At 58.8% G+C, this 18,482-nt stretch carries 16 protein-coding genes, 2 tRNA genes and 1 riboswitch; of the genes, 5 read left to right on the plus strand and 13 right to left on the minus strand.

Annotation, left to right across the window (positions count from 1 at the left end; translation table 11 throughout):
* Positions 1 to 90: 90 nt before the first annotated feature.
* A complete protein-coding gene (locus tag IG616_RS21860; protein WP_192150930.1) occupies positions 91 to 579 on the plus strand; it encodes a hypothetical protein in 489 nt (162 codons plus the stop codon).
* Here IG616_RS21860 and IG616_RS21865 read toward each other — a convergent pair.
* The 8 genes from IG616_RS21865 to tig form a co-directional block, all read right to left on the minus strand.
* Entirely contained in the window at positions 548 to 2,194 is a 1,647-nt protein-coding gene (locus tag IG616_RS21865) for a site-specific integrase (RefSeq protein WP_192150932.1), read from the minus strand. The two genes, IG616_RS21860 and IG616_RS21865, sit on opposite strands and share 32 nt — an antisense overlap.
* A 10-nt stretch (positions 2,195 to 2,204) precedes the next feature.
* Positions 2,205 to 2,280, minus strand: a tRNA-Val gene (locus IG616_RS21870).
* A 398-nt stretch (positions 2,281 to 2,678) separates the two neighbouring features.
* The gene (locus IG616_RS21875; RefSeq protein WP_192150935.1) at positions 2,679 to 3,149 is read right to left on the minus strand and encodes a 6,7-dimethyl-8-ribityllumazine synthase; all 471 of its coding nucleotides are present in this window, start codon (positions 3,147 to 3,149) and stop codon (positions 2,679 to 2,681) included.
* Between the two features lie 72 nt (positions 3,150 to 3,221).
* Positions 3,222 to 3,353, minus strand: a riboswitch (FMN riboswitch).
* A gap of 145 nt (positions 3,354 to 3,498) precedes the next feature.
* Positions 3,499 to 3,774 (minus strand): HU family DNA-binding protein, encoded by a 276-nt coding sequence (locus IG616_RS21880; RefSeq protein WP_073011306.1) that lies wholly within the window; start codon positions 3,772 to 3,774, stop codon positions 3,499 to 3,501.
* Positions 3,775 to 3,962: 188 nt separating this feature from the next.
* On the minus strand, positions 3,963 to 6,401 hold the full coding sequence (gene lon / locus IG616_RS21885) for an endopeptidase La (RefSeq protein ID WP_192150937.1): 2,439 nt from the start codon (positions 6,399 to 6,401) through the stop codon (positions 3,963 to 3,965).
* A gap of 331 nt (positions 6,402 to 6,732) precedes the next feature.
* Positions 6,733 to 7,998, minus strand: coding sequence for an ATP-dependent Clp protease ATP-binding subunit ClpX (clpX, locus tag IG616_RS21890; protein WP_192150939.1), 1,266 nt, complete (start codon positions 7,996 to 7,998; stop codon positions 6,733 to 6,735).
* 249 nt (positions 7,999 to 8,247) lie between these two features.
* Positions 8,248 to 8,871 carry an ATP-dependent Clp protease proteolytic subunit gene (locus tag IG616_RS21895; RefSeq protein ID WP_192150941.1) on the minus strand — a complete coding sequence of 208 codons (624 nt, stop codon included), beginning with the start codon at positions 8,869 to 8,871 and terminating at the stop codon, positions 8,248 to 8,250.
* A 229-nt stretch (positions 8,872 to 9,100) separates the two neighbouring features.
* The gene (gene tig / locus IG616_RS21900; protein ID WP_192150943.1) at positions 9,101 to 10,450 is read right to left on the minus strand and encodes a trigger factor; all 1,350 of its coding nucleotides are present in this window, start codon (positions 10,448 to 10,450) and stop codon (positions 9,101 to 9,103) included.
* 512 nt (positions 10,451 to 10,962) lie between these two features.
* Between tig and IG616_RS21905 the strand changes: the two genes are divergently transcribed.
* Together IG616_RS21905 and IG616_RS21910 are read left to right on the plus strand one after the other, a co-directional pair.
* The gene (locus IG616_RS21905) at positions 10,963 to 11,202 is read left to right on the plus strand and encodes a ribbon-helix-helix domain-containing protein (protein ID WP_192150946.1); all 240 of its coding nucleotides are present in this window, start codon (positions 10,963 to 10,965) and stop codon (positions 11,200 to 11,202) included.
* Positions 11,186 to 11,473, plus strand: coding sequence for a type II toxin-antitoxin system RelE/ParE family toxin (locus IG616_RS21910; protein ID WP_192150948.1), 288 nt, complete (start codon positions 11,186 to 11,188; stop codon positions 11,471 to 11,473). Before IG616_RS21905 ends, IG616_RS21910 begins: the two co-directional genes overlap by 17 nt.
* 86 nt (positions 11,474 to 11,559) lie before the next feature.
* Here the strand turns inward: IG616_RS21910 and IG616_RS21915 are convergent.
* Together IG616_RS21915 and IG616_RS21920 are read right to left on the minus strand one after the other, a co-directional pair.
* Positions 11,560 to 11,644 (minus strand) — tRNA-Leu (locus IG616_RS21915).
* Positions 11,645 to 11,725: 81 nt separating this feature from the next.
* Positions 11,726 to 13,270 carry an NAD(P)H-hydrate dehydratase gene (locus IG616_RS21920; protein ID WP_192150980.1) on the minus strand — a complete coding sequence of 515 codons (1,545 nt, stop codon included), beginning with the start codon at positions 13,268 to 13,270 and terminating at the stop codon, positions 11,726 to 11,728.
* A 505-nt stretch (positions 13,271 to 13,775) separates the two neighbouring features.
* On the opposite strand from IG616_RS21920, the gene IG616_RS21925 reads away from it, so the two are divergent.
* Positions 13,776 to 14,114, plus strand: a complete 339-nt coding sequence (locus tag IG616_RS21925) for a P-II family nitrogen regulator (RefSeq protein ID WP_073011323.1) — start codon at positions 13,776 to 13,778, stop codon at positions 14,112 to 14,114.
* A 137-nt stretch (positions 14,115 to 14,251) separates the two neighbouring features.
* Positions 14,252 to 15,661, plus strand: coding sequence for a type I glutamate--ammonia ligase (gene glnA, locus IG616_RS21930; RefSeq protein ID WP_192150950.1), 1,410 nt, complete (start codon positions 14,252 to 14,254; stop codon positions 15,659 to 15,661).
* A gap of 258 nt (positions 15,662 to 15,919) precedes the next feature.
* Here the strand turns inward: glnA and IG616_RS21935 are convergent, their stop codons facing one another.
* From IG616_RS21935 to IG616_RS21945, 3 genes are all read right to left on the minus strand, one after another.
* A complete protein-coding gene (locus IG616_RS21935) occupies positions 15,920 to 16,156 on the minus strand; it encodes a hypothetical protein (RefSeq protein ID WP_192150952.1) in 237 nt (78 codons plus the stop codon).
* Positions 16,157 to 16,218: 62 nt separating this feature from the next.
* Complete coding sequence (locus IG616_RS21940; RefSeq protein ID WP_192150954.1) at positions 16,219 to 17,262, minus strand: DmpA family aminopeptidase; 1,044 nt, start codon at positions 17,260 to 17,262, stop codon at positions 16,219 to 16,221.
* 129 nt (positions 17,263 to 17,391) lie between these two features.
* Entirely contained in the window at positions 17,392 to 18,297 is a 906-nt protein-coding gene (locus tag IG616_RS21945; RefSeq protein ID WP_192150956.1) for an NAD-dependent epimerase/dehydratase family protein, read from the minus strand.
* Positions 18,298 to 18,482: the final 185 nt, after the last annotated feature.

Here is an 18,482-nt window from a genome sequence, read left to right on the forward strand (position 1 = left end):
GCACATGAGCCCAAAACGAAGAAGGAGAAAGCCAAGAACTTGACCGAACCCACAGACCCGTAACATACCTAAAAGGAGGGTCAATTCTCGGTGGAAATGCCGGGTTACTTCTCAATGGAAATCAACAATGCAATCAAGACAGCAGCGTCTGACAGAGGCCTGCATATCGAAGATAAAGAACTTGCGCTGATAACGAGATTTACACTGGAGCGACTTGAGCAGAGCGGTCTACGGATCGTCCCCTATAAACCGACCAAGCAGATGCAAGATGCCGTGGCGCGCGCTCTTGATGAAGGCAAGCGCATGTCGGTCCGTTGGGTTAAGGCGCGCACGAAACAACGCTGGCGATTTCAGGCAGCCCTCGACGCGGCGCCAGACTGGCGTGTTGGCTATGGGCTGACCATTGCAGCTGAGGATCTGTTACACCACGGCCCTGGGAAGCTTCCGGATGGTGATCCCGACCTATGTCTCACGCAAGTGCACGAAGACAACAATGACAGCTGCTCCTCGGCGATGACAGTCCCTGAAGAGACGCCAGACCTCACGGTCAGACCGGAATTGGAGAAATCCGGTCCATAGCGGCTGCCAACCCGGGGAGCATGACTTCGCTTCGTCCGTAAAACGCCTGCGACCCGCGGCCACTGCGCCCCGTCATGTAGTTCTGAGCATCCTCTGGCACCAGGTCCCGTCTGCAAAGATCTTCGAAGAGATGACGCCAGCCATGGTTGGGTGACAGCTCTGGACGCAGATCGTGGGGGATCAAGTCACGCACCCATTCGCTGATGCGCGGCTGAACCTGGACTTCCTCCTTAGTCTCTCCTTTAAACAGCCGACCATCATCTGCGCCGTTCAGGAACTTGATAAAGCCTTCGTCAACCAAGGCTTGATGAACCGGCACCCGTCTCTCGCTGCTGGAATTCTTGAGCGACCGCCCTCCTGCAGTCGTTACCTTCCAGAACCAGCGTCCACCGGATTGGAAGAAGTCTTCCTTGCGCAAGCGCCCAGCCTCACTGACCCGCATTCCGGAATAAGCACAGAGCCAGGGCACCCAGCGCAGAGCCGCTTTCTCTTCCTTCCGGGCAGCCGCAAGTACAAGCTTTGCCTCATCCATCGTGAAAGCTCTTAAGTAAGAGGGCGCAGTCGTGTAATCCGGTGCCTTGATACCGATCAGCGGATTGCCGGCCGAAAAGAAGTTGGCCGGATCGTTCTGCCGTCCCCAGTTCAGGACAGTGCGGACGTTCTGCAACATCGCCTTGATCGTGCGGTTCCCGACATCCCCTGTGTCCTGCAAGCATTCAACCCATGCCTTACCCTCCGCAGCAGTGACCGACAAAGCATTCTTGTCCTTCCGCCACTCAGCAAACGATGCGCAATGCATCCGGTATTTCTTGATGGTGAGCACAGGCAGCGGCTTCGCATCCTTGCCCCGTGCACGCCGCTTCACCTCTTCGTCAATGATCTGATCGAAGAGAACCGGCTCAGGCTCATCCTCGATGAGCGGAATACTAGACAGCAAAGGATGCGTCGGCCGCCCGGAGAAATCCCCCTCATTCCGTTCATATTCACGGACAATCGCCTCATAGGAGGAGACACAGAGCGCCTGGGCAAGAGCTCGCCACTCAGAACTTCCCTTGACTGCGTCGCTGTGTCCAGCGCGCTGAAAGCGTCTCAAACGCACTCCAACGAGATCCTCCAGCTCATCGTTGGTCAGCTTGCCTGCGAAACCGTCCCTAAGCCGCTGAGCGAGGTCATAATCAACGTCCGTCTGAGCATAGCTAGCATCTGCAATGCGAACTTCTGCATCGAACTTGATCTGGCTCTCATAGTCACGGTGAGCGATTTGCTGGATAGTCAAAGGGTAGCGACCAGCATTCGACCGCACCTGTGTAGCAGCCTCATATCGCTCCCGCGCAAAACCTATACGATGCTGAATGTCTGAGACAGCATGAGCCAACTTTCGCTTGGCTTCACGCAAATCTCCGCCGAGCTGCGTCTCCAGCTCACGCTTCCCGGTATCTGGAGCAGCAAGATATGGACGAAGGCGCTCAGGAACCACGATCCTGGCAGAATAGCGGCCATTCCGTTCTTTGAGATGCGGGACTTTACCAGCCATCACCAGCCCATTTTGTGACACGTTTTGTGACATCAATATGGGCACAACGCCTTGCGGCGCAACAACAATCAATGATTTCAAGGGGAAGGAATGGTGGGCGATGAGAGACTCGAACTCCCGACATCCTCGGTGTAAACGAGGCGCTCTACCAACTGAGCTAATCGCCCTGACGCGTTCGCGTTCAAGTGAGGCGCTTTTAGGAGGTTTCTTTTGCCCGCGCAAGAGCCTTCTTCAAACTTGTCAACAGGCTGAAGGCCCCTCCTCTATCTGTTCTTGAACCTTCCTGAACGCAGGTCAGGAACAAAGACCTTGCAGCTGATCTCAGGGAGCGCCCTTGCCGGCTGAAGGGTTTGAGCTCACGGCATCACGCAGCTGAGCGCTCTGGAGCCCGTCCATTTTTTCACCGGCAGTGATGGCATCTCTGACGGGACCGCCAAGAAATTCGAGCACCGGAAAGTCAAGGTCCTGATTGCACAACAGGCGCGCCCGGACCGCTTCCGGAACGCGCCTGCCGCGAGGCCGTCCAGGCCGAGTGACGGCCTGGAAACTCCTGTCAAATGGCCGATCAGGCCGCAGCGCTGACCGCGGCGCCGAAGACGCGCTCATTCAGCTCATAGACCTGAACGGCAGCATCGGCTGCTTCACGGCCCTTATGGACGAAATGCGCGTGGTAGAAGCTCTCGTGCTCCCCCTTCGGCTGAAAGTGGTGCGGCGTCAGCGAGACGGAGAAGACCGGAACGCCGGTAGCCATCTGGGCTTCCATCAGCCCGGAGACGACGGCCTGGGCCACGAAGTCATGCCGGTAAATGCCGCCATCGACCACCAGGGCACAGGCTGCGATACCGGCAAAGCGGCCGGTTCCGGCCAGCTTCTTGGCCAGAAGCGGCATTTCGAAGGCGCCGGGCACGTCGAAGCTTTCGACCTTGGCGGCCGGGAGGAGTTCAGCGAGACGCTGGGTGAAACCGGCATAGGCCTGATCAACGATCTCTGCATGCCAGCGGGCCTTGATGAAGGCAAAGGTGGGGGATTTTGTCACGGCTCTTAGATCCTTTTCCAAATGACAAGATCCCAGAGCACGCCTGCCGCCCCGCGCCGGACAGGCACGTGACAGCTTTCTCTTTCATCCGGACTATAACCGTCGGCCCCGGAATTTCACCGGTGTCTGCTGACCCGCCCTAGGGGACGGCGCTCGCGGGCTTTCACCGCCGGTGGGGAATTCCGCCCCGCCCTGAGAACGTCCGACACTTAGGCACGGGCCATAAGGGTGTCAAGGCGCGGAAGACAAGACCCGCTCCCGCCCGCCGCAGACAAGAACCCGGAAAGCAAAAAACCCCGCGTACAGGTGTACGCGGGGTTAAAAAGGCTTGGATGCCTGTAGAACAGCCTTAGGCGTTCACAGCGTCCTTGAGGCCCTTGCCGGCCTTGAACTTCGGCGTCTTGGAAGCCGGGATCTGGATCGTTTCACCGGTGCGCGGGTTGCGGCCTTCGGTGGCAGCGCGTTCGGAAACGGAGAAGTTGCCGAAGCCGATGATACGGACTTCGTCGCCAGCCTTCAGAGTTTCAGTGACGGCGTCGAACGTTGCGTCGACAGCTTCGCCAGCCTGAGCCTTGGTAAGGCCGGTCTTTTCTGCGACGGCTGCGATCAGATCGTTTTTGTTCATAGCAGATACCTTTCTAAGAAACGGCAGTTGGCCGACGATTCCCATCGGCGCCGTTGCCGGAAAGTCGGCCCAAATCGCCGTCAAAGCAAGTCATTTTTTCGCAGAAAACCGCCATTTTTTGGGATTATTCAAAAGAAAAGCCCCGGTTTTGCCGGGGCTTTCCACTTGTTCACAGGTTCAGGGGAAAATCAGTGGGCAATGACGCCCGCCGATTCGTCCTCCAAAGCCGCCTTCTTGGCAGCTTTCTCAGCGGCAGCTGCCTGGGCTTCGTCCCATTCGATGGGCTCGGGAACCCGGACCAGAGCGTGCTTCAGAACCTCGTCCATACCGGAAACCGGGATGATCTCGAGAAGGTTCTTCACCGAGTCCGGAATATCCGTCAGATCCTTGGCGTTGTCTTCCGGGATCATCACCTTCTTGATGCCGCCGCGAAGAGCAGCCAGCAGCTTCTCCTTCAGACCACCGATCGGCAGGATCCGGCCGCGAAGGGTGATTTCACCCGTCATTGCCACATCCCGGCGCACCGGAATTCCGGTCAGCGTGGAGACCACGGCTGTCGCCATGGCGATACCAGCGGACGGGCCATCCTTCGGGGTTGCCCCTTCAGGAACGTGCACGTGGATATCGCGCTTGTCGAACAGCGGCGGCTCAATGCCGAAGTCGATCGCACGGGAGCGCACATAGGACGCAGCCGCGGAAATCGATTCCTTCATCACGTCACGCAGGTTGCCCGTCACGGTCATCTTGCCCTTGCCGGGCATCATCACGCCTTCGATGGTCAGCAGTTCGCCGCCCACTTCCGTCCAGGCAAGACCGGTGACCACACCGACCTGATCTTCCAGTTCCGCCTGGCCATACCGGTACCGCGGCACGCCGAGGTACTTCTCGACCATGGCTTCGTCGACAGTGATCGACTTGGCTTCGGTCATGAGAATGTCCTTGACCGCCTTACGGGCCAGGGTCGCCATTTCACGCTCAAGGTTACGCACGCCCGCTTCACGGGTGTAACGGCGGACCACGAAGCGCAGGGCCTCATCGGTGATCGAGAACTCACCTTCACGCAGACCATGGTCCTTCTCGGCCTTGAGGATGAGGTGCCGGCGGCAGATTTCCACCTTCTCATCTTCCGTGTAGCCAGCGATACGGATCACTTCCATACGGTCCATCAGCGGAGCTGGAATGTTGAGCGTGTTGGCCGTGGTGACAAACATCACGTCCGACAGGTCGTATTCCACCTCCAGGTAATGGTCCATGAAGGAGCTGTTCTGTTCCGGATCCAGCACTTCCAGCAGGGCCGACGAAGGGTCGCCGCGGAAGTCCATGCCCATCTTGTCGATCTCATCGAGCAGGAAGAGCGGGTTGGACTTCTTCGCCTTCTTCATCGACTGGATGACCTTGCCGGGCATCGAGCCGATATAGGTACGGCGGTGGCCACGGATCTCGGCTTCATCACGCACACCGCCAAGGGACATGCGCACGAATTCACGGCCGGTCGCCTTCGCGATGGACTTGCCAAGCGAGGTCTTGCCAACGCCGGGAGGACCGACAAGGCACAGGATCGGGCCCTTCAGCTTGTTCGCGCGGCTGAGCACGGCCAGATACTCGACGATCCGCTCCTTGACCTTCTCCAGGCCATAGTGGTCCGTATCGAGCACCTTTTCGGCCAGAGCGAGATCGTTCTTAACCTTGCTCTTCTTGCCCCATGGAATGCCGACCAGCCAGTCGAGGTAGTTGCGCACGACGGTGGCTTCCGCCGACATCGGGCTCATCTGCTTCAGCTTCTTGATTTCGGCTGCGGCACGTTCGCGGGCTTCCTTGGACAACTTGGTCTTCTTGACCCGGTCTTCCAGTTCGGCGATCTCGTCGCGGCCATCCTCGCCGTCGCCAAGTTCCTTCTGAATGGCCTTCATCTGCTCATTCAGATAGTACTCGCGCTGGGTCTTCTCCATCTGGCGCTTGACGCGCGAGCGGATGCGCTTTTCCACCTGCAGGACAGAGATTTCGCTCTCCATCATGCCAAGGATGCGCTCAAGGCGCTCGGCCACAGACACAATGGCCAGGATTTCCTGCTTTTCCTGAATCCGGATCGCCAGGTGCGAGGCGATGGTATCGGCCAGCTTGGAGTAGTCCTCGATCTGATTAACCGCGCCGAGAACCTCCGGTGAAACCTTCTTGTTCAGCTTCACATAGTTCTCGAACTCGGCCACGACCGAACGGGACAGAGCCTCGACCTCAATGTTCTCATTGTCCTTTTCAGGGAGAACCGTAGCCGTTGCCTCGTAATAATCGGACCGGTCGGAGTAGCTGTCGATCCGCGCGCGCGCGCCGCCCTCCACCAGTACCTTGACCGTGTTGTCCGGCAGCTTCAGGAGCTGCAGAACCGTGGCCAGGGTGCCAACCTCATAGATCTGATCCGGATTCGGATCGTCATCGGCAGCATTCACCTGGGTGGCGAGCAGAATGTGCTTGTCAGTCGTCATGACCTCTTCGAGAGCCTTGATAGACTTCTCGCGGCCAACGAACAGTGGCACGATCATGTGCGGGAACACCACGATGTCGCGAAGGGGCAGCACAGGATAGACGGCGGTTCCGTCTTCATCCACAGAGCGGATTTCAGTGTCGCTCATTTCCATTCCTTTCTCTGCGCATCCCGGTCCCATCTCAAGTGGCGGCTCGGGATACTTTCAGACGGCAGCGGGCGGGAGGTGCCCGCGAAGGCCGGACCGGACCACCCCGAATGGGCGTGGGACCGGAACGCTTAGCCGTCACGTTGCCTTATTAGGTGGACACCTGCCTGCCCGGTGTCAAGGAGACTGCACAAACTCAGTCACCCAGCCTGTTGACGACTCCAAAGCCCGTGGAAAACCTGACGGGAAATGCTGTTTTCCCATAAAAAATGCCGCCCGGAGGCGGCATTTCGAACCCTTGCGAGGAATCCGGACGATCAGTCCGGAGCGGTCAGGCGCTCGTTGCGGAGCTTTCTTCCCGGTCCTCGTAGATGTAGAGCGGACGGGCTTCGCCCTTGACCACTTCCGCGGAGATCACGACTTCCTTGACACCCTTGAGGCCAGGCAGCTCGTACATGGTGTCAAGCAGGATGGCTTCCAGAATGGACCGCAGTCCACGTGCACCGGTCTTGCGCTCGATTGCCCGCTGGGCAATGGCCTTGAGGGCCTCGTCGTGGAAGCTCAGATCAACCGATTCCATCTCGAACAGACGCTGGTACTGCTTGACCAGGGCGTTCTTCGGCTCGGTCAGGATGGTGACCAGAGCGTCCTCGTCAAGATCTTCCAGGGTCGCGATGACCGGCAGACGGCCAACGAATTCCGGAATCAGACCGAACTTCAGCAGATCTTCCGGCTCAAGCAGGGTGAAGAGCTCGCCGATGCGGCGGTCTTCCGGCCCGTGAACCTGCGCCTTGAAACCGATGGAGGTCTGGGTGCCACGATCGGAGATGATCTTGTCGAGACCGGCAAAAGCACCACCGCAAATGAACAGGATGTTGGTCGTGTCCACCTGCAGGAACTCCTGCTGGGGATGCTTGCGTCCGCCCTGGGGCGGAACGGAGGCAACCGTGCCTTCCATGATCTTCAGCAGGGCCTGCTGAACGCCCTCGCCCGACACGTCGCGGGTGATGGAGGGGTTGTCGGCCTTGCGGCTGATCTTGTCCACTTCGTCGATGTAGACGATGCCGCGCTGCGCGCGCTCGACATTATAGTCGGCGGACTGAAGCAGCTTCAGAATGATGTTCTCGACGTCCTCGCCCACATAACCGGCTTCGGTCAATGTGGTGGCATCCGCCATGGTGAAGGGCACATCCAGAATACGGGCCAGGGTCTGGGCAAGAAGGGTCTTGCCGCAGCCGGTCGGACCGACAAGCAGGATGTTGGACTTCGCCAGTTCCACGTCGTTGTTCTTCGACGCGTGGTTGAGGCGCTTGTAGTGGTTGTGAACCGCGACCGACAGGACCTTCTTCGCGCCGCCCTGACCGATGACATAGTCATCGAGGACGTTGCGGATTTCCTGTGGCGTCGGAATGCCGTCGCGCGACTTCACCAGAGAAGACTTGTTCTCCTCGCGGATGATGTCCATGCACAGCTCGACGCATTCATCACAGATGAAAACGGTCGGGCCGGCGATCAGCTTGCGAACTTCATGCTGGCTCTTCCCGCAAAACGAGCAGTAGAGCGTGTTCTTGGAGTCGCTGCCGCTGGCCTTTGTCATTTATTCAATCCCGAGTTCAAGAGGAGGCGAACCTCCCTTATCTGTCTAGATCGAGCCAAAATATGGCGTTCTGGCTCGAAAGTGCCGCTGCGGACCGATTATACAACATCACGGTTCCTGATGTGTCCATGCTTCGCCCCTAAAAATCAATATAGGTTTAAGGCGAAGCCTGAAAAGCCGTGGAACCTTGACGATCCTTAGCTCTATCCACGGGCAGCGGGCTGCCCGTGGATAAAAAACCAAGCCGTATCAGGCGCCGAGGCTGGCGCGATCGGTGATCACATTGTCGACAATGCCGAATTCCTTGGCTCTGTCGGCGGTCATGAAGTTGTCGCGCTCGAGCGCTTCCTCGACTTCGTCGAGTGTCCGGCCCGTGTGCTTCACGTAGATTTCATTCAGACGGCGCTTCATCTTCAGGATTTCCTGGGCATGAAGCATGATGTCAGCCGCCTGGCCACGGAACCCGCCGGAGGGCTGGTGAACCATGACGCGGGCGTTCGGCAGCGAGAAGCGCGAATCCTTGGCGCCAGCTGCCAGCAGCAGCGAGCCCATGGAAGCAGCCTGCCCGATGCACAGCGTGGAAACCGCCGGACGGATGAACTGCATCGTGTCGTAGATCGCAAGGCCCGAGGTCACCAGACCGCCGGGCGAATTGATGTAGAGCGCGATTTCCTTGTTCGGGTTTTCCGATTCCAGATAGAGCAGCTGGGAGCAAACAAGCGTCGCCAGATGGTCTTCAATCGGCCCGGTGAGGAAGATAATCCGCTCCTTGAGAAGGCGCGAATAGATGTCGAAGGCCCGCTCGCCGCGCGTCGTCTGCTCGACGACCATCGGAACGAGAGTGTTCATGTAGAGTTCGACAGGATCCTTCATACTTCATCCATATGCTTTGAGACATCCGTGCCCGCCGTGGCACGGACTGACTTCAGGAAGTGGAGCGGAACCGGTCACGTTGGTGCGACCCAGCGCCTGACTCGAAAAAAGCGACATCCCTTACATAGGGTATGCCGCCTCATTCGCAAAGTCATCGCAGACGCGCCATGAAGGCAAGGTTAAAGCCAAAGGCGCGTCCGCTCATTTTTTAAGGTGACGAACCGCCTAATCAGGCGTTGTCATCTTCGTCGGCGACCAGCTTTTCCAGCTCTTCCTTGGTCACGGACTTGTCAGTGACCTTGGCCTGGCCGAGGATGAAGTCCACGACTTTTTCCTCGTAGATCGGCGCACGCAGAGTTGCGAGAGCCTGCTGGTTGTTCTTGTAGAAGTCGAAGACCTGCTTTTCCTGGCCCGGGAACTGACGGACGCGGTCGTAAAGAGCGCGCTGCATTTCCTCGTCGGTGACCTGGACGTTGTTCTTCTCGCCAACTTCAGACAAGACCAGGCCGAGACGCACGCGGCGCTCTGCAATCTTGCGGTAGTCGGCCTTTGCAGCTTCTTCGGTGGTGTCTTCGTCTTCGAAGGACTTGCCGTTCCGCTTCATGTCTTCTTCAACCTGGCGCCAGACCGAATCGAACTCGGAGTTCAGCAGGCCTTCCGGCAGATCGAAAGAATAGACGTCGTCCAGCTTGTCGAGCAGCTGACGCTTGACGCGCTGGCGGGTCATCATGCCGAACTGGCCTTCGATCTGGCCGCGGACGATTTCCTTCAGCTGATCGAGCGACTCAAGGCCGAGGGTCTTGGCGAATTCGTCATCGATCGTGGCTTCACCGGGGGCTGCCACTTCCTTGACGACGATGTCGAAGGTCGCAACCTTGCCGGCCAGGTTCGGAGCCGGGTAGTCTTCCGGGAAGGTGACTTCGATGGTCTTTTCTTCGCCGGTCTTCACGCCGACGAGCTGCTCTTCGAAGCCCGGGATGAAGCGGCCGGAACCGAGAACCAGCTGGCCGTTTTCGTCAGCGCCGCCGTCGAAGGGCTCACCGTCGATCTTGCCGAGGTAGGACATGGTCACGCGGTAACCGTCCTTGGCCTTCACCTTCTTCGGCTCGAAGGGCACGTTGTTCTTCGCGATTTCAGCGATCTGGCTGTCGATTTCCTCGTCAGCAACTTCAACCACCGGACGCTCGATCTCGATCGAGGAGAAATCCGCGATTTCGAATTCCGGCAGGACGTCATAGGACATCTTGAAGGACAGGTCGGCGGAACCGGCCAGGATCTTTTCAGCTTCCTCGTCAGTCAGATCGATAGCGGGGGTCAGAGCCGGACGCTCGGAGCGGTCTTCAAGTGCCTTCTGGCTGGTTTCCTGGATGGTGTTCGACAGGATTTCCGCCATGGCCTGACGGCCGTAGACTTTCTTGAGATGCGCAACCGGCACCTTGCCCGGACGGAAGCCGTTGATGCGCACCTTGGACTTCATGTCGTCCAGATAGGAATCAAGCTTGGCGGCCAGATCGCCAGCCGGGATTTCGATCTTAAGCTCTCGCTTGAGGCCCTCGGCGAGGGTTTCGGTTACCTGCATGGGTTTTGCTTCGTCCTCGGTCCGCAGCGGCTGGCCGCCCCGGATGTTTGTTTCTATGGAATCGCGTGTGCCGCGCTGCCGGCTCCCCTTTTCACAGAAGCGTTCTTAAGGGCAGCGCACGCCTTGAACAAAGCCCAAGACGCACGATGTTGAGCGCGATAAAGCGTCCCCCAGGAAGTGTCAAGGGCAGAGCGGGGTTTTGACCGGCAAAAGCCCCCGGAAAGGGGCAAAAACACCCCCTGCCCAGAGACAGAATTAGCCCCATGGTAAAGCCACCTGGAACATCGCGGAAATTGCTGCGGCGCGATACCTAACTCCGGTCCAGATACGGCAGCTCTCACCAGCCGCATTCTGCCGGGCAGCGCCTTCAATGAAAAACAGACACAGCAGATGCACACTCCCGAAGATTGGCACGGGGACCCCAGATTAAAAGCGGCAAACTCGATTTCCCGATTCAAAACGGTGCAAGATTGGTGCAATATCGCATCAGATTAAATTGCAGGACAGAAACAATGTCGAGACAGAGCATTTCCTTGACCCGCCCAAACGACGAATGGCTCAAGGAGCAGGTCAAAAGCGAAGAGTTTGCGAGCAAGAGCGAAGTGATCAACGACCTGATCCGGAAGGCACGGGAGGTCGAGCAGATCCGGAAAAAGCTGATCGCAGCCGAAGAAAGCGGCTTGAGCGGCAAGACACCGGCACAAATCCGCACGGACGTGAAAACACGGCTCAAGAATGCCGCAAAAATATAGGCTTGAGGTCAGCACCTCGGCGGAACGCGACCTGGCAACTCTCTATGAATACGGTTTTGTCCATTGGGGTGAAGACCGGGCCGACCACTATTTCGAGGCACTGATCGCCCATTTCGATAAGCTTTGCGAGAACCCGTTTCTGTACCCTGCTGTCGACGACATCCGCCCCGGCTACCACCGGAGCATTTGCGGCATTCACAGCGTCTATTACAAGGTCTCAGGCACAGCCGTACAAGTGATGGCCGTTATCGGAAGACAGGATTTCAGATAGTTTTTTGGAAAAAGCTTTGAGGGGGAAGACCAGTTGGGGGACTGACCCCCCAAAACTGGAAATCACAGAGCAAAATCAATGTGATTTGGTGCGGATGAAGGGAGTCGAACCCCCACGCCTTGCGGCGCTGGAACCTAAATCCAGTGCGTCTACCAGTTCCGCCACATCCGCATGCCCGGCTGTCCGGACCCGGAGGCCCGAAGCACAAGCGGGGCCTCTATAGCACCGGCCCTTTCCGGTTCACAAGGCCAATCATCGGATTTCATGCGCTCCCTGCCCCGGCTTTTCCACAAGCCGGGCAATGACGGGCTTCAGGTAAGGCGCCAGATCCTCGGCCGTCAGGCCGGGTCCAGCCTGCCGCCCCGCCTCGCCGTGCATCCACACGCCCATGGCGGCCGCCTCGAAACCGGGCATGCCCTGCGCCAGAAGACCCAGGATGATCCCGCCCAGAACATCCCCCGAGCCTGCCGTCGCCAGCCAGGCTGGCGCATTGCCGTTGATGGCCGCCCGGCCATCGGGCGCAGCAATCACGGTATCTGCGCCTTTCAAAACCACCACGGCACCGCTCCGCTGGGCTGCCTGGCGGGCAGCCGACAGCTTGTCGAGAGAAAAGAGATCTGGAAACAGACGGCGGAACTCGCCGGCATGAGGCGTCAGGACCACAGGCCCGCGGCACCCGGCAATGGCAAAGAACAGCGCTTCCGGCGAGGAGCTGTAAGAGGTCAGCGCATCGGCATCCAGAACAGCGGTCTCCACAGCTCCCAGAACGGCCATCACACATTCCCGCGTCTGAGGCCCCACGCCAAAGCCGGGCCCGATCAAGGCCGCATTTAGCCTCTTGTCCTCCAGCATCTCCCGGATGGGGCCCGCACTTCCTTCATCCTCCACATCGCCCGAAAGCTCTTCACCCCGTCGCAGAGGGCGGACCATGACAGCCGTCAGATGGCAGGCATTCACCATCAGCGCGGAAGGCGGGCAAGCCAGGGTCACCAATCCCGCTCCTGCCCGCAGCGCAGCTCCGGCGGCAAGGCGCCCGGCACCGGTCGCGTGGACGGGGCCACCAAAGACAACCGCATGACCCCGGTCATATTTATGCCCGCCGGCAGCAGGCGAATGCCAGTCTTGGCGCCACAGCCTCTCATCATTGAGAGTGAGATCCGGCTCGATCTCTTCCAGAACGGACGCCTTGATGCCGATCTGGACGCAATCGACCACCCCGCAGAAGCCCCGCCCCGGAAACAGCAGATGCCCCGGCTTCTGCCTGAAGAAGGTGACCGTCCGCTCGGCCCTGACCGCTCCGCCCCCGGCAGACCCGTCCGCGCCATTGACGCCGGAGGGAAGATCGACAGCAAGAACGGGAACGCCGCCCGCATTGACCATCCCGGCCAGCTTGACCATCCCGCCTTCCAGGGGCCGGTCCAGACCGGCGCCGAACAGGGCATCGATCACCAGATCGGCCTCTGTCAGCCCTTTTTTCAGCGAAGCCGGCGTCAACGGCAGCCATTGCGGCACCCCCGCCTCGCTCATCGCGGCATAGGCAAGCGCCGCATCCCCCTTCAGGGACGACGGCTTTTTCAGCAGCAGGGTTTTGACTTCCAGGCCGCGTTCATGCAGCAGCCTTGCCGCCACAAAGCCGTCCCCGCCATTGTTTCCCGGACCGCAAAGGATCAGAACACTGGGCAGATCGGAGGTGGTCAGCATGGTCTGCGCAACATCCGCAACCGCGCCCCCCGCCGCATTCATCAGGTCAATACCCGGCGTTCCGGCAGCGATGGTCAATTTATCCGCCCTGGCCATCTGAACGGGAAGCAGCAGCTCATTGCCCTCCCGCACTGGTCCCGTCTGGACATTACCGGCCGATCCGCCCGCCAGATGCTCTGCCATATCACGCTGCCTCATCTTTGGTCCGGCTCAGTCCCTGCGAAGCTTTCTCCGGACCAGGGTCTGCACCCGCGGCCGGACGCCGCAGGCTGGCCGAACACACCCGCTCTACGTCAGGAAGTGCCGGATTTCACCCTCTCCTTGCAAGTTCAGGATGTCCGTCGCGCATAATTTGCCTATTTATTATTCAAAATGACTAGTATTTAGTCATCAACTGCCTTGCCGGGGTTCCTGCTCAGGGTTGGAGAGCCTGTGGAATGCCCCTTTTTTTGGCGGTTACAGGCCTCCGTTGCAGTTGGCACGTCTTGTGCAAATGTTCAGACCGTGCACAGGATGCCGATGCGCCTCCAGCGTACCGTGACCTGGGAAACCGGTTCACTCAGACAATTCGGCCAATAAATTCGGAGAGAGACAGAAGGTGATGAAAAAGATCGAGGCGATCATTAAGCCCTTCAAGTTGGATGAAGTGAAGGAAGCTCTCCAGGAGGTTGGCCTTCAGGGCATTACTGTTACCGAAGCCAAGGGCTTTGGCCGCCAGAAGGGTCACACCGAACTCTACCGTGGCGCTGAATATGTTGTCGACTTCCTGCCGAAGGTGAAAGTCGAGATTGTGCTGACCGACAATATGGTGGAAAAGGCTGTCGAAGCCATCCGGTCCGCCGCTCAGACTGGCCGCATCGGCGACGGCAAGATTTTTGTTTCGAATATCGAGGAAGCAGTGCGCATTCGTACCGGCGAGTCCGGCGAAGACGCCATCTGATCCCGATCAACCGGCCGTTCCGGCCACCCAACCCGGTTCACCCCCCGACCTCCCAGGATATAAAGCCCTTGCATAGGCAGCGGACCAGGTTGAACCACAATGATCACAGCAGATAACCACAAGGGATGGATATCAAGATGACCACCGCTTCTGACGTGCTTAGCCTGATCAAGGAAAAGGACGTAAAGTTCGTAGACCTTCGCTTCACCGATCCGCGCGGCAAGCTGCAGCACGTCACCATGGACGTGACCCTTGTCGATGAAGACATGTTCGCTGAAGGCGTGGCATTCGACGGTTCTTCGATCGCTGGCTGGAAGTCCATCGACGCTTCCGACATGACCCTGATCCTCGATCCGGAATCCGTTCACCTGGATCCGTTCTTCGCTCAGACCACCATGGTCATCCTGTGCGATATCGTTGATCCGCGCACCGGCGAAACCTACAACCGCGATCCGCGCTCCATCGCCAAGAAGGCAGAAGCCTACGTCAAGTCCGGCGGCTTCGGCGACACCATCTTCTTCGGCCCGGAAGCTGAATTCTTCATCTTTGATGACGTCCGCTTCGCTGCTGAGCCGTACAACACCGGCTTCAAGGTCGACAGTGACGAACTGCCGTCCAACCTGGACACCGAATACGAAACCGGCAACCTCGGCCACCGTCCGCGCGTCAAGGGCGGCTACTTCCCGGTTCCGCCGATCGACAGCTGCCAGGACATGCGGTCTGAAATGCTGACCGTCATGGCCGAAATGGGCGTGTCCGTTGAAAAGCACCACCACGAAGTGGCTGCTGCTCAGCACGAGCTGGGTGTGAAGTTCAACACCCTGACCACCTGCGCCGACCACATGCAGATCTACAAGTACGTGGTTCACCAGGTCGCTCACGCTTACGGCAAGACCGCAACCTTCATGCCGAAGCCGATCTTCGGTGACAACGGTTCGGGCATGCACTGCCACCAGTCCATCTGGAAGGACGGCAAGCCGCAGTTCGCCGGCAACCTCTATGCCGACCTCAGCGAAATGTGCCTGTACTACATCGGTGGTATCCTGAAGCACGCCAAGGCCCTGAACGCCTTCACCAACCCGTCGACCAACTCCTACAAGCGTCTGGTCCCGGGCTATGAAGCACCGGTTCTGCTGGCTTACTCTTCGGGCAACCGTTCGGCTTCCTGCCGTATTCCGTTCACGTCCTCCCCGAAGGCAAAGCGCGTTGAAGTCCGCTTCCCGGATCCGACCGCGAACCCGTACCTCGCCTTCGCAGCCATGCTGATGGCTGGCCTCGACGGGATCAAGAACAAGATCCACCCGGGCGACGCAATGGACAAGAACCTCTACGACCTGCCGCCGGAAGAACTGGCCGAGATCCCGACCGTTGCAGGCTCCCTGCGCGAAGCTCTGGAATGCCTCGATGCAGACCGTGAGTTCCTGAAGGCCGGCGGCGTGTTTGATGACGACTTCATCAACGGCTACATCGACCTGAAGATGGAAGAAAACATGCGCTACGAAATGACACCGCACCCGGTGGAATTCGACATGTATTACTCCGTCTGATCTCTGTCAGACAGACAAACGGAAAGGCCGGGCAATCGCCCGGCCTTTTTGTATTTCCAACCAACGCGTTACGGCGTTTTTTTAACTTCACTCTTGCCATGCCCCATACGGCACGGCCCAAACTCCCGTCCCTGTTTTGCCGTGAAGACATGTGATGAAGAATGGAATGGTCTGAGCGGGTGCTCGACGTTCAGAGCATCAGCAAAGCTTGCATATAGATCATTTTACGCTGGTTCAGCGCCCTGACTTCAATCGCTCTCACGACACCAAGCCGTAGACATGGACATGAGCCTTGCCGCCAATGACCTTGCCCGAAAGCATGCCATAAATCTCAACCGCTGCTCCGTCCCCAGCGGTCACATCGCCATTGACCATTCCGTGCAATTCAAAACGGACGCCGGGAGCCACCGTGACCCCATCGGCCGCCATTCCGTAGAACTGGGTGTCCTCTGAAACCGTCAGATGCTCCAGATGCATGGTTCGGATCTTGCGCATGACATATCTCCGGTTGCGTTTTCTCAGCATCGCGCGGTTGGCTGTTCAACGCAAACGAATACTCACCCCGGCAGCAGCCAGTCCCGCAGGCTTGGGCGTTTGTGGCCCCGGTAGCCCTTCATCGGATCAGCGGCCACCATGGCATTCAGCACCGCCTCCTGGGTGGTTTCCGCAGCGGCTTTGAACAGGATGTCGATCAGATCCTCCCATAGAACTTGCCGTTCCAGAATGGGGACGTTCTCATAATGCTGGATCCGCCCGGCGGTGGAGAAGGCCATAGCGATGTCTCCGCTGCCGTTGCCGTAATAGGCGCCGAGGCGCCCGAGGCCGGCGCCAGCGCGCTTGGCAACGCGTTTGAGTTGCCGGGTCGACATGGGAACATCGGTCGCCATGATGATGATCACCGACCCGCGCTCTTCGGTCTGACGCGCATCGGCGGGATGCGGTTTGCGGCCATCAGGAAGCGTCAGGTCACCAGGGCGCCCGAAATTGGCCAGCACCAGGGTTCCAAGCACATGCGGCTTGCCGCCGATCTCGAACACGCGGGAGGCAGACCCGATGCCGCCCTTGAAGCCGAAGGCGCTCATGCCCGTCCCAGCGCCAGCATTGCCCTGATCAAAGTCCTGCCCGGCCACGGCCAGTGCCGACAGCGCATCTGCTTCCGTCAGGGCCATGGCCTGAATATCGCTCAGATAGCCGTCATTGCACTCCATCACCACCGGGTTGACCGTACCGGTCGACCTGCCGATTTCGGGATTTTCTGCGATGGCCCTGCGGATCAGCGCATTGATCCCAGTCCCGACGGAAAAGGTGTTGGTGAGTAGGATCGGTGTTTCCAGAGTGCCGAGTTCCTCCACCTGCATCAGCCCTGCACTCTTGCCGAAACCGTTGATGACCTCGACAGCGGCAGGCAGCTTGTCGCGGAACAGATTGCCCGGATGCGGAACCACAGCCGTAAAGCCTGTGCGCTGGTTGCCTTGGCTGTTGGTCACATGGCCGACAAGAACCCCTGGCACATCGCAGATCGTGTTGCGCGCACCGGGTGTCATGTCTCCGCAGATCAAACCGAAGCTGCGGGCAAGGCGGCGGGAACTGTCAGAAGTCATAGGGAATTTCCGGGAGGAAGAAACAGAATCCGGATCTTGCGTCCGGCACTGCAGGATGATCCTCCCGGCCCCTCTTTTCAAGATGCAGCGCCCTGCGGCAGTTCGCCCGGGTCAGGCAAGAAGCAACCCTCAGCCTCGGCTTGCCTCCGGCACATATTTGCGCCAGTCGTGCTCTTCCTTGAAGCCCAGAACTTCGCGGATCTTCCGGTTGCTGATCGGCGCATCCTTGCCGGAAAACTCACCCGTGATGGGCGTGCCCGGTGCGTATTGGGCCAGGAAGTCCCGGCTTGGCTCGTTCGCGGTGATCGTGTCATTGACTGCATTGAAGACCTGGAAGCCAAGGCCGTCCTTCTTGATGCAGAGGTCAACGATCTGTCCCAGATCCCGGGCGTCGATATAGCTCCAGGCGTTGCGCTTGCGCATGGGCGGATTGGCCAGATACTCGGGAAACTTCGCATAATCTTCGGGCGACACCACATTGCCGATTCGAAGCGCATAGATGTCCGCGCCGGACCGCATGGCAAAAGCACGGGCGGTCTTTTCATTGACCACCTTGGACAAGCCGTAGCTGTCCATCGGATCCACGTCATAATCCTCAGTCAGCGGGAACTCGTGATAATCCTTGTCCCCTTCCGCAAAACACACCCCATAGGTGGTTTCACTCGACGCGATGATGATCTTGCGGATGCCGAGCTTCACCGCCGCTTCAATCACGTTGTAGGTCGAGACTGCATTGCGCTGGAAGGTAACATTGTCCGGATGGATCAGGATGCGCGGCACGGCGGCAAAATGCACCACCGCATCGACAGGCGCCGGTCCCTTGCCGGTTTCCAGTCCCTCAAAGCCGAAATGCATGGACAGGGCGTTGAAGGTCTGGCCGCTGTCGGTCAGATCCGTGATCAGCGTGTTGACGCCCGGATGGTCCATCGGTACCAGATCTAGATTAAAAACCTCATGCCCCTGATTCATCAGGTAAGGCACCACATGACGCCCGGCCTTGCCGCTGCCGCCGGTGAATACGATGCGTTTGCCCATGATGTTCCTCCCTGGAAATGATTACCTGTCAGGTATTTGGCTGTTCCTGACATAGCGCGGACGGGCAAATGTGCAACCACCGGAAGCCAAGAAAGCGCGCCCGCGAGTTACGGTGAACGCGGGTCAGGCGGCATTCCCGGCTTTTTTTGCCTTTCCCCGATGAAATTTGCCGTCACATCCGATAT

The organism is Roseibium litorale (assembly GCF_014842915.1).
GTDB lineage: Bacteria > Pseudomonadota > Alphaproteobacteria > Rhizobiales > Stappiaceae > Roseibium > Roseibium litorale.

Excerpts from the sequence above, each read along its gene's own strand:
- clpX (WP_192150939.1), bottom strand. The coding sequence starts at position 7,998 with ATGACAAAGGCCAGCGGCAGCGACTCCAAGAACACGCTCTACTGCTCG.
- IG616_RS21940 (WP_192150954.1), bottom strand. The coding sequence starts at position 17,262 with ATGACTTCTGACAGTTCCCGCCGCCTTGCCCGCAGCTTCGGTTTGATC.
- IG616_RS21905 (WP_192150946.1), top strand. The coding sequence starts at position 10,963 with ATGTCGAGACAGAGCATTTCCTTGACCCGCCCAAACGACGAATGGCTC.
- tig (WP_192150943.1), bottom strand. The coding sequence starts at position 10,450 with ATGCAGGTAACCGAAACCCTCGCCGAGGGCCTCAAGCGAGAGCTTAAG.
- IG616_RS21935 (WP_192150952.1), bottom strand. The coding sequence starts at position 16,156 with ATGCGCAAGATCCGAACCATGCATCTGGAGCATCTGACGGTTTCAGAG.
- IG616_RS21945 (WP_192150956.1), bottom strand. The coding sequence starts at position 18,297 with ATGGGCAAACGCATCGTATTCACCGGCGGCAGCGGCAAGGCCGGGCGT.
- IG616_RS21925 (WP_073011323.1), top strand. The coding sequence starts at position 13,776 with ATGAAAAAGATCGAGGCGATCATTAAGCCCTTCAAGTTGGATGAAGTG.
- glnA (WP_192150950.1), top strand. The coding sequence starts at position 14,252 with ATGACCACCGCTTCTGACGTGCTTAGCCTGATCAAGGAAAAGGACGTA.
- IG616_RS21910 (WP_192150948.1), top strand. The coding sequence starts at position 11,186 with ATGCCGCAAAAATATAGGCTTGAGGTCAGCACCTCGGCGGAACGCGAC.
- IG616_RS21920 (WP_192150980.1), bottom strand. The coding sequence starts at position 13,270 with ATGGCCAGGGCGGATAAATTGACCATCGCTGCCGGAACGCCGGGTATT.
- IG616_RS21895 (WP_192150941.1), bottom strand. The coding sequence starts at position 8,871 with ATGAAGGATCCTGTCGAACTCTACATGAACACTCTCGTTCCGATGGTC.
- lon (WP_192150937.1), bottom strand. The coding sequence starts at position 6,401 with ATGAGCGACACTGAAATCCGCTCTGTGGATGAAGACGGAACCGCCGTC.
- IG616_RS21880 (WP_073011306.1), bottom strand. The coding sequence starts at position 3,774 with ATGAACAAAAACGATCTGATCGCAGCCGTCGCAGAAAAGACCGGCCTT.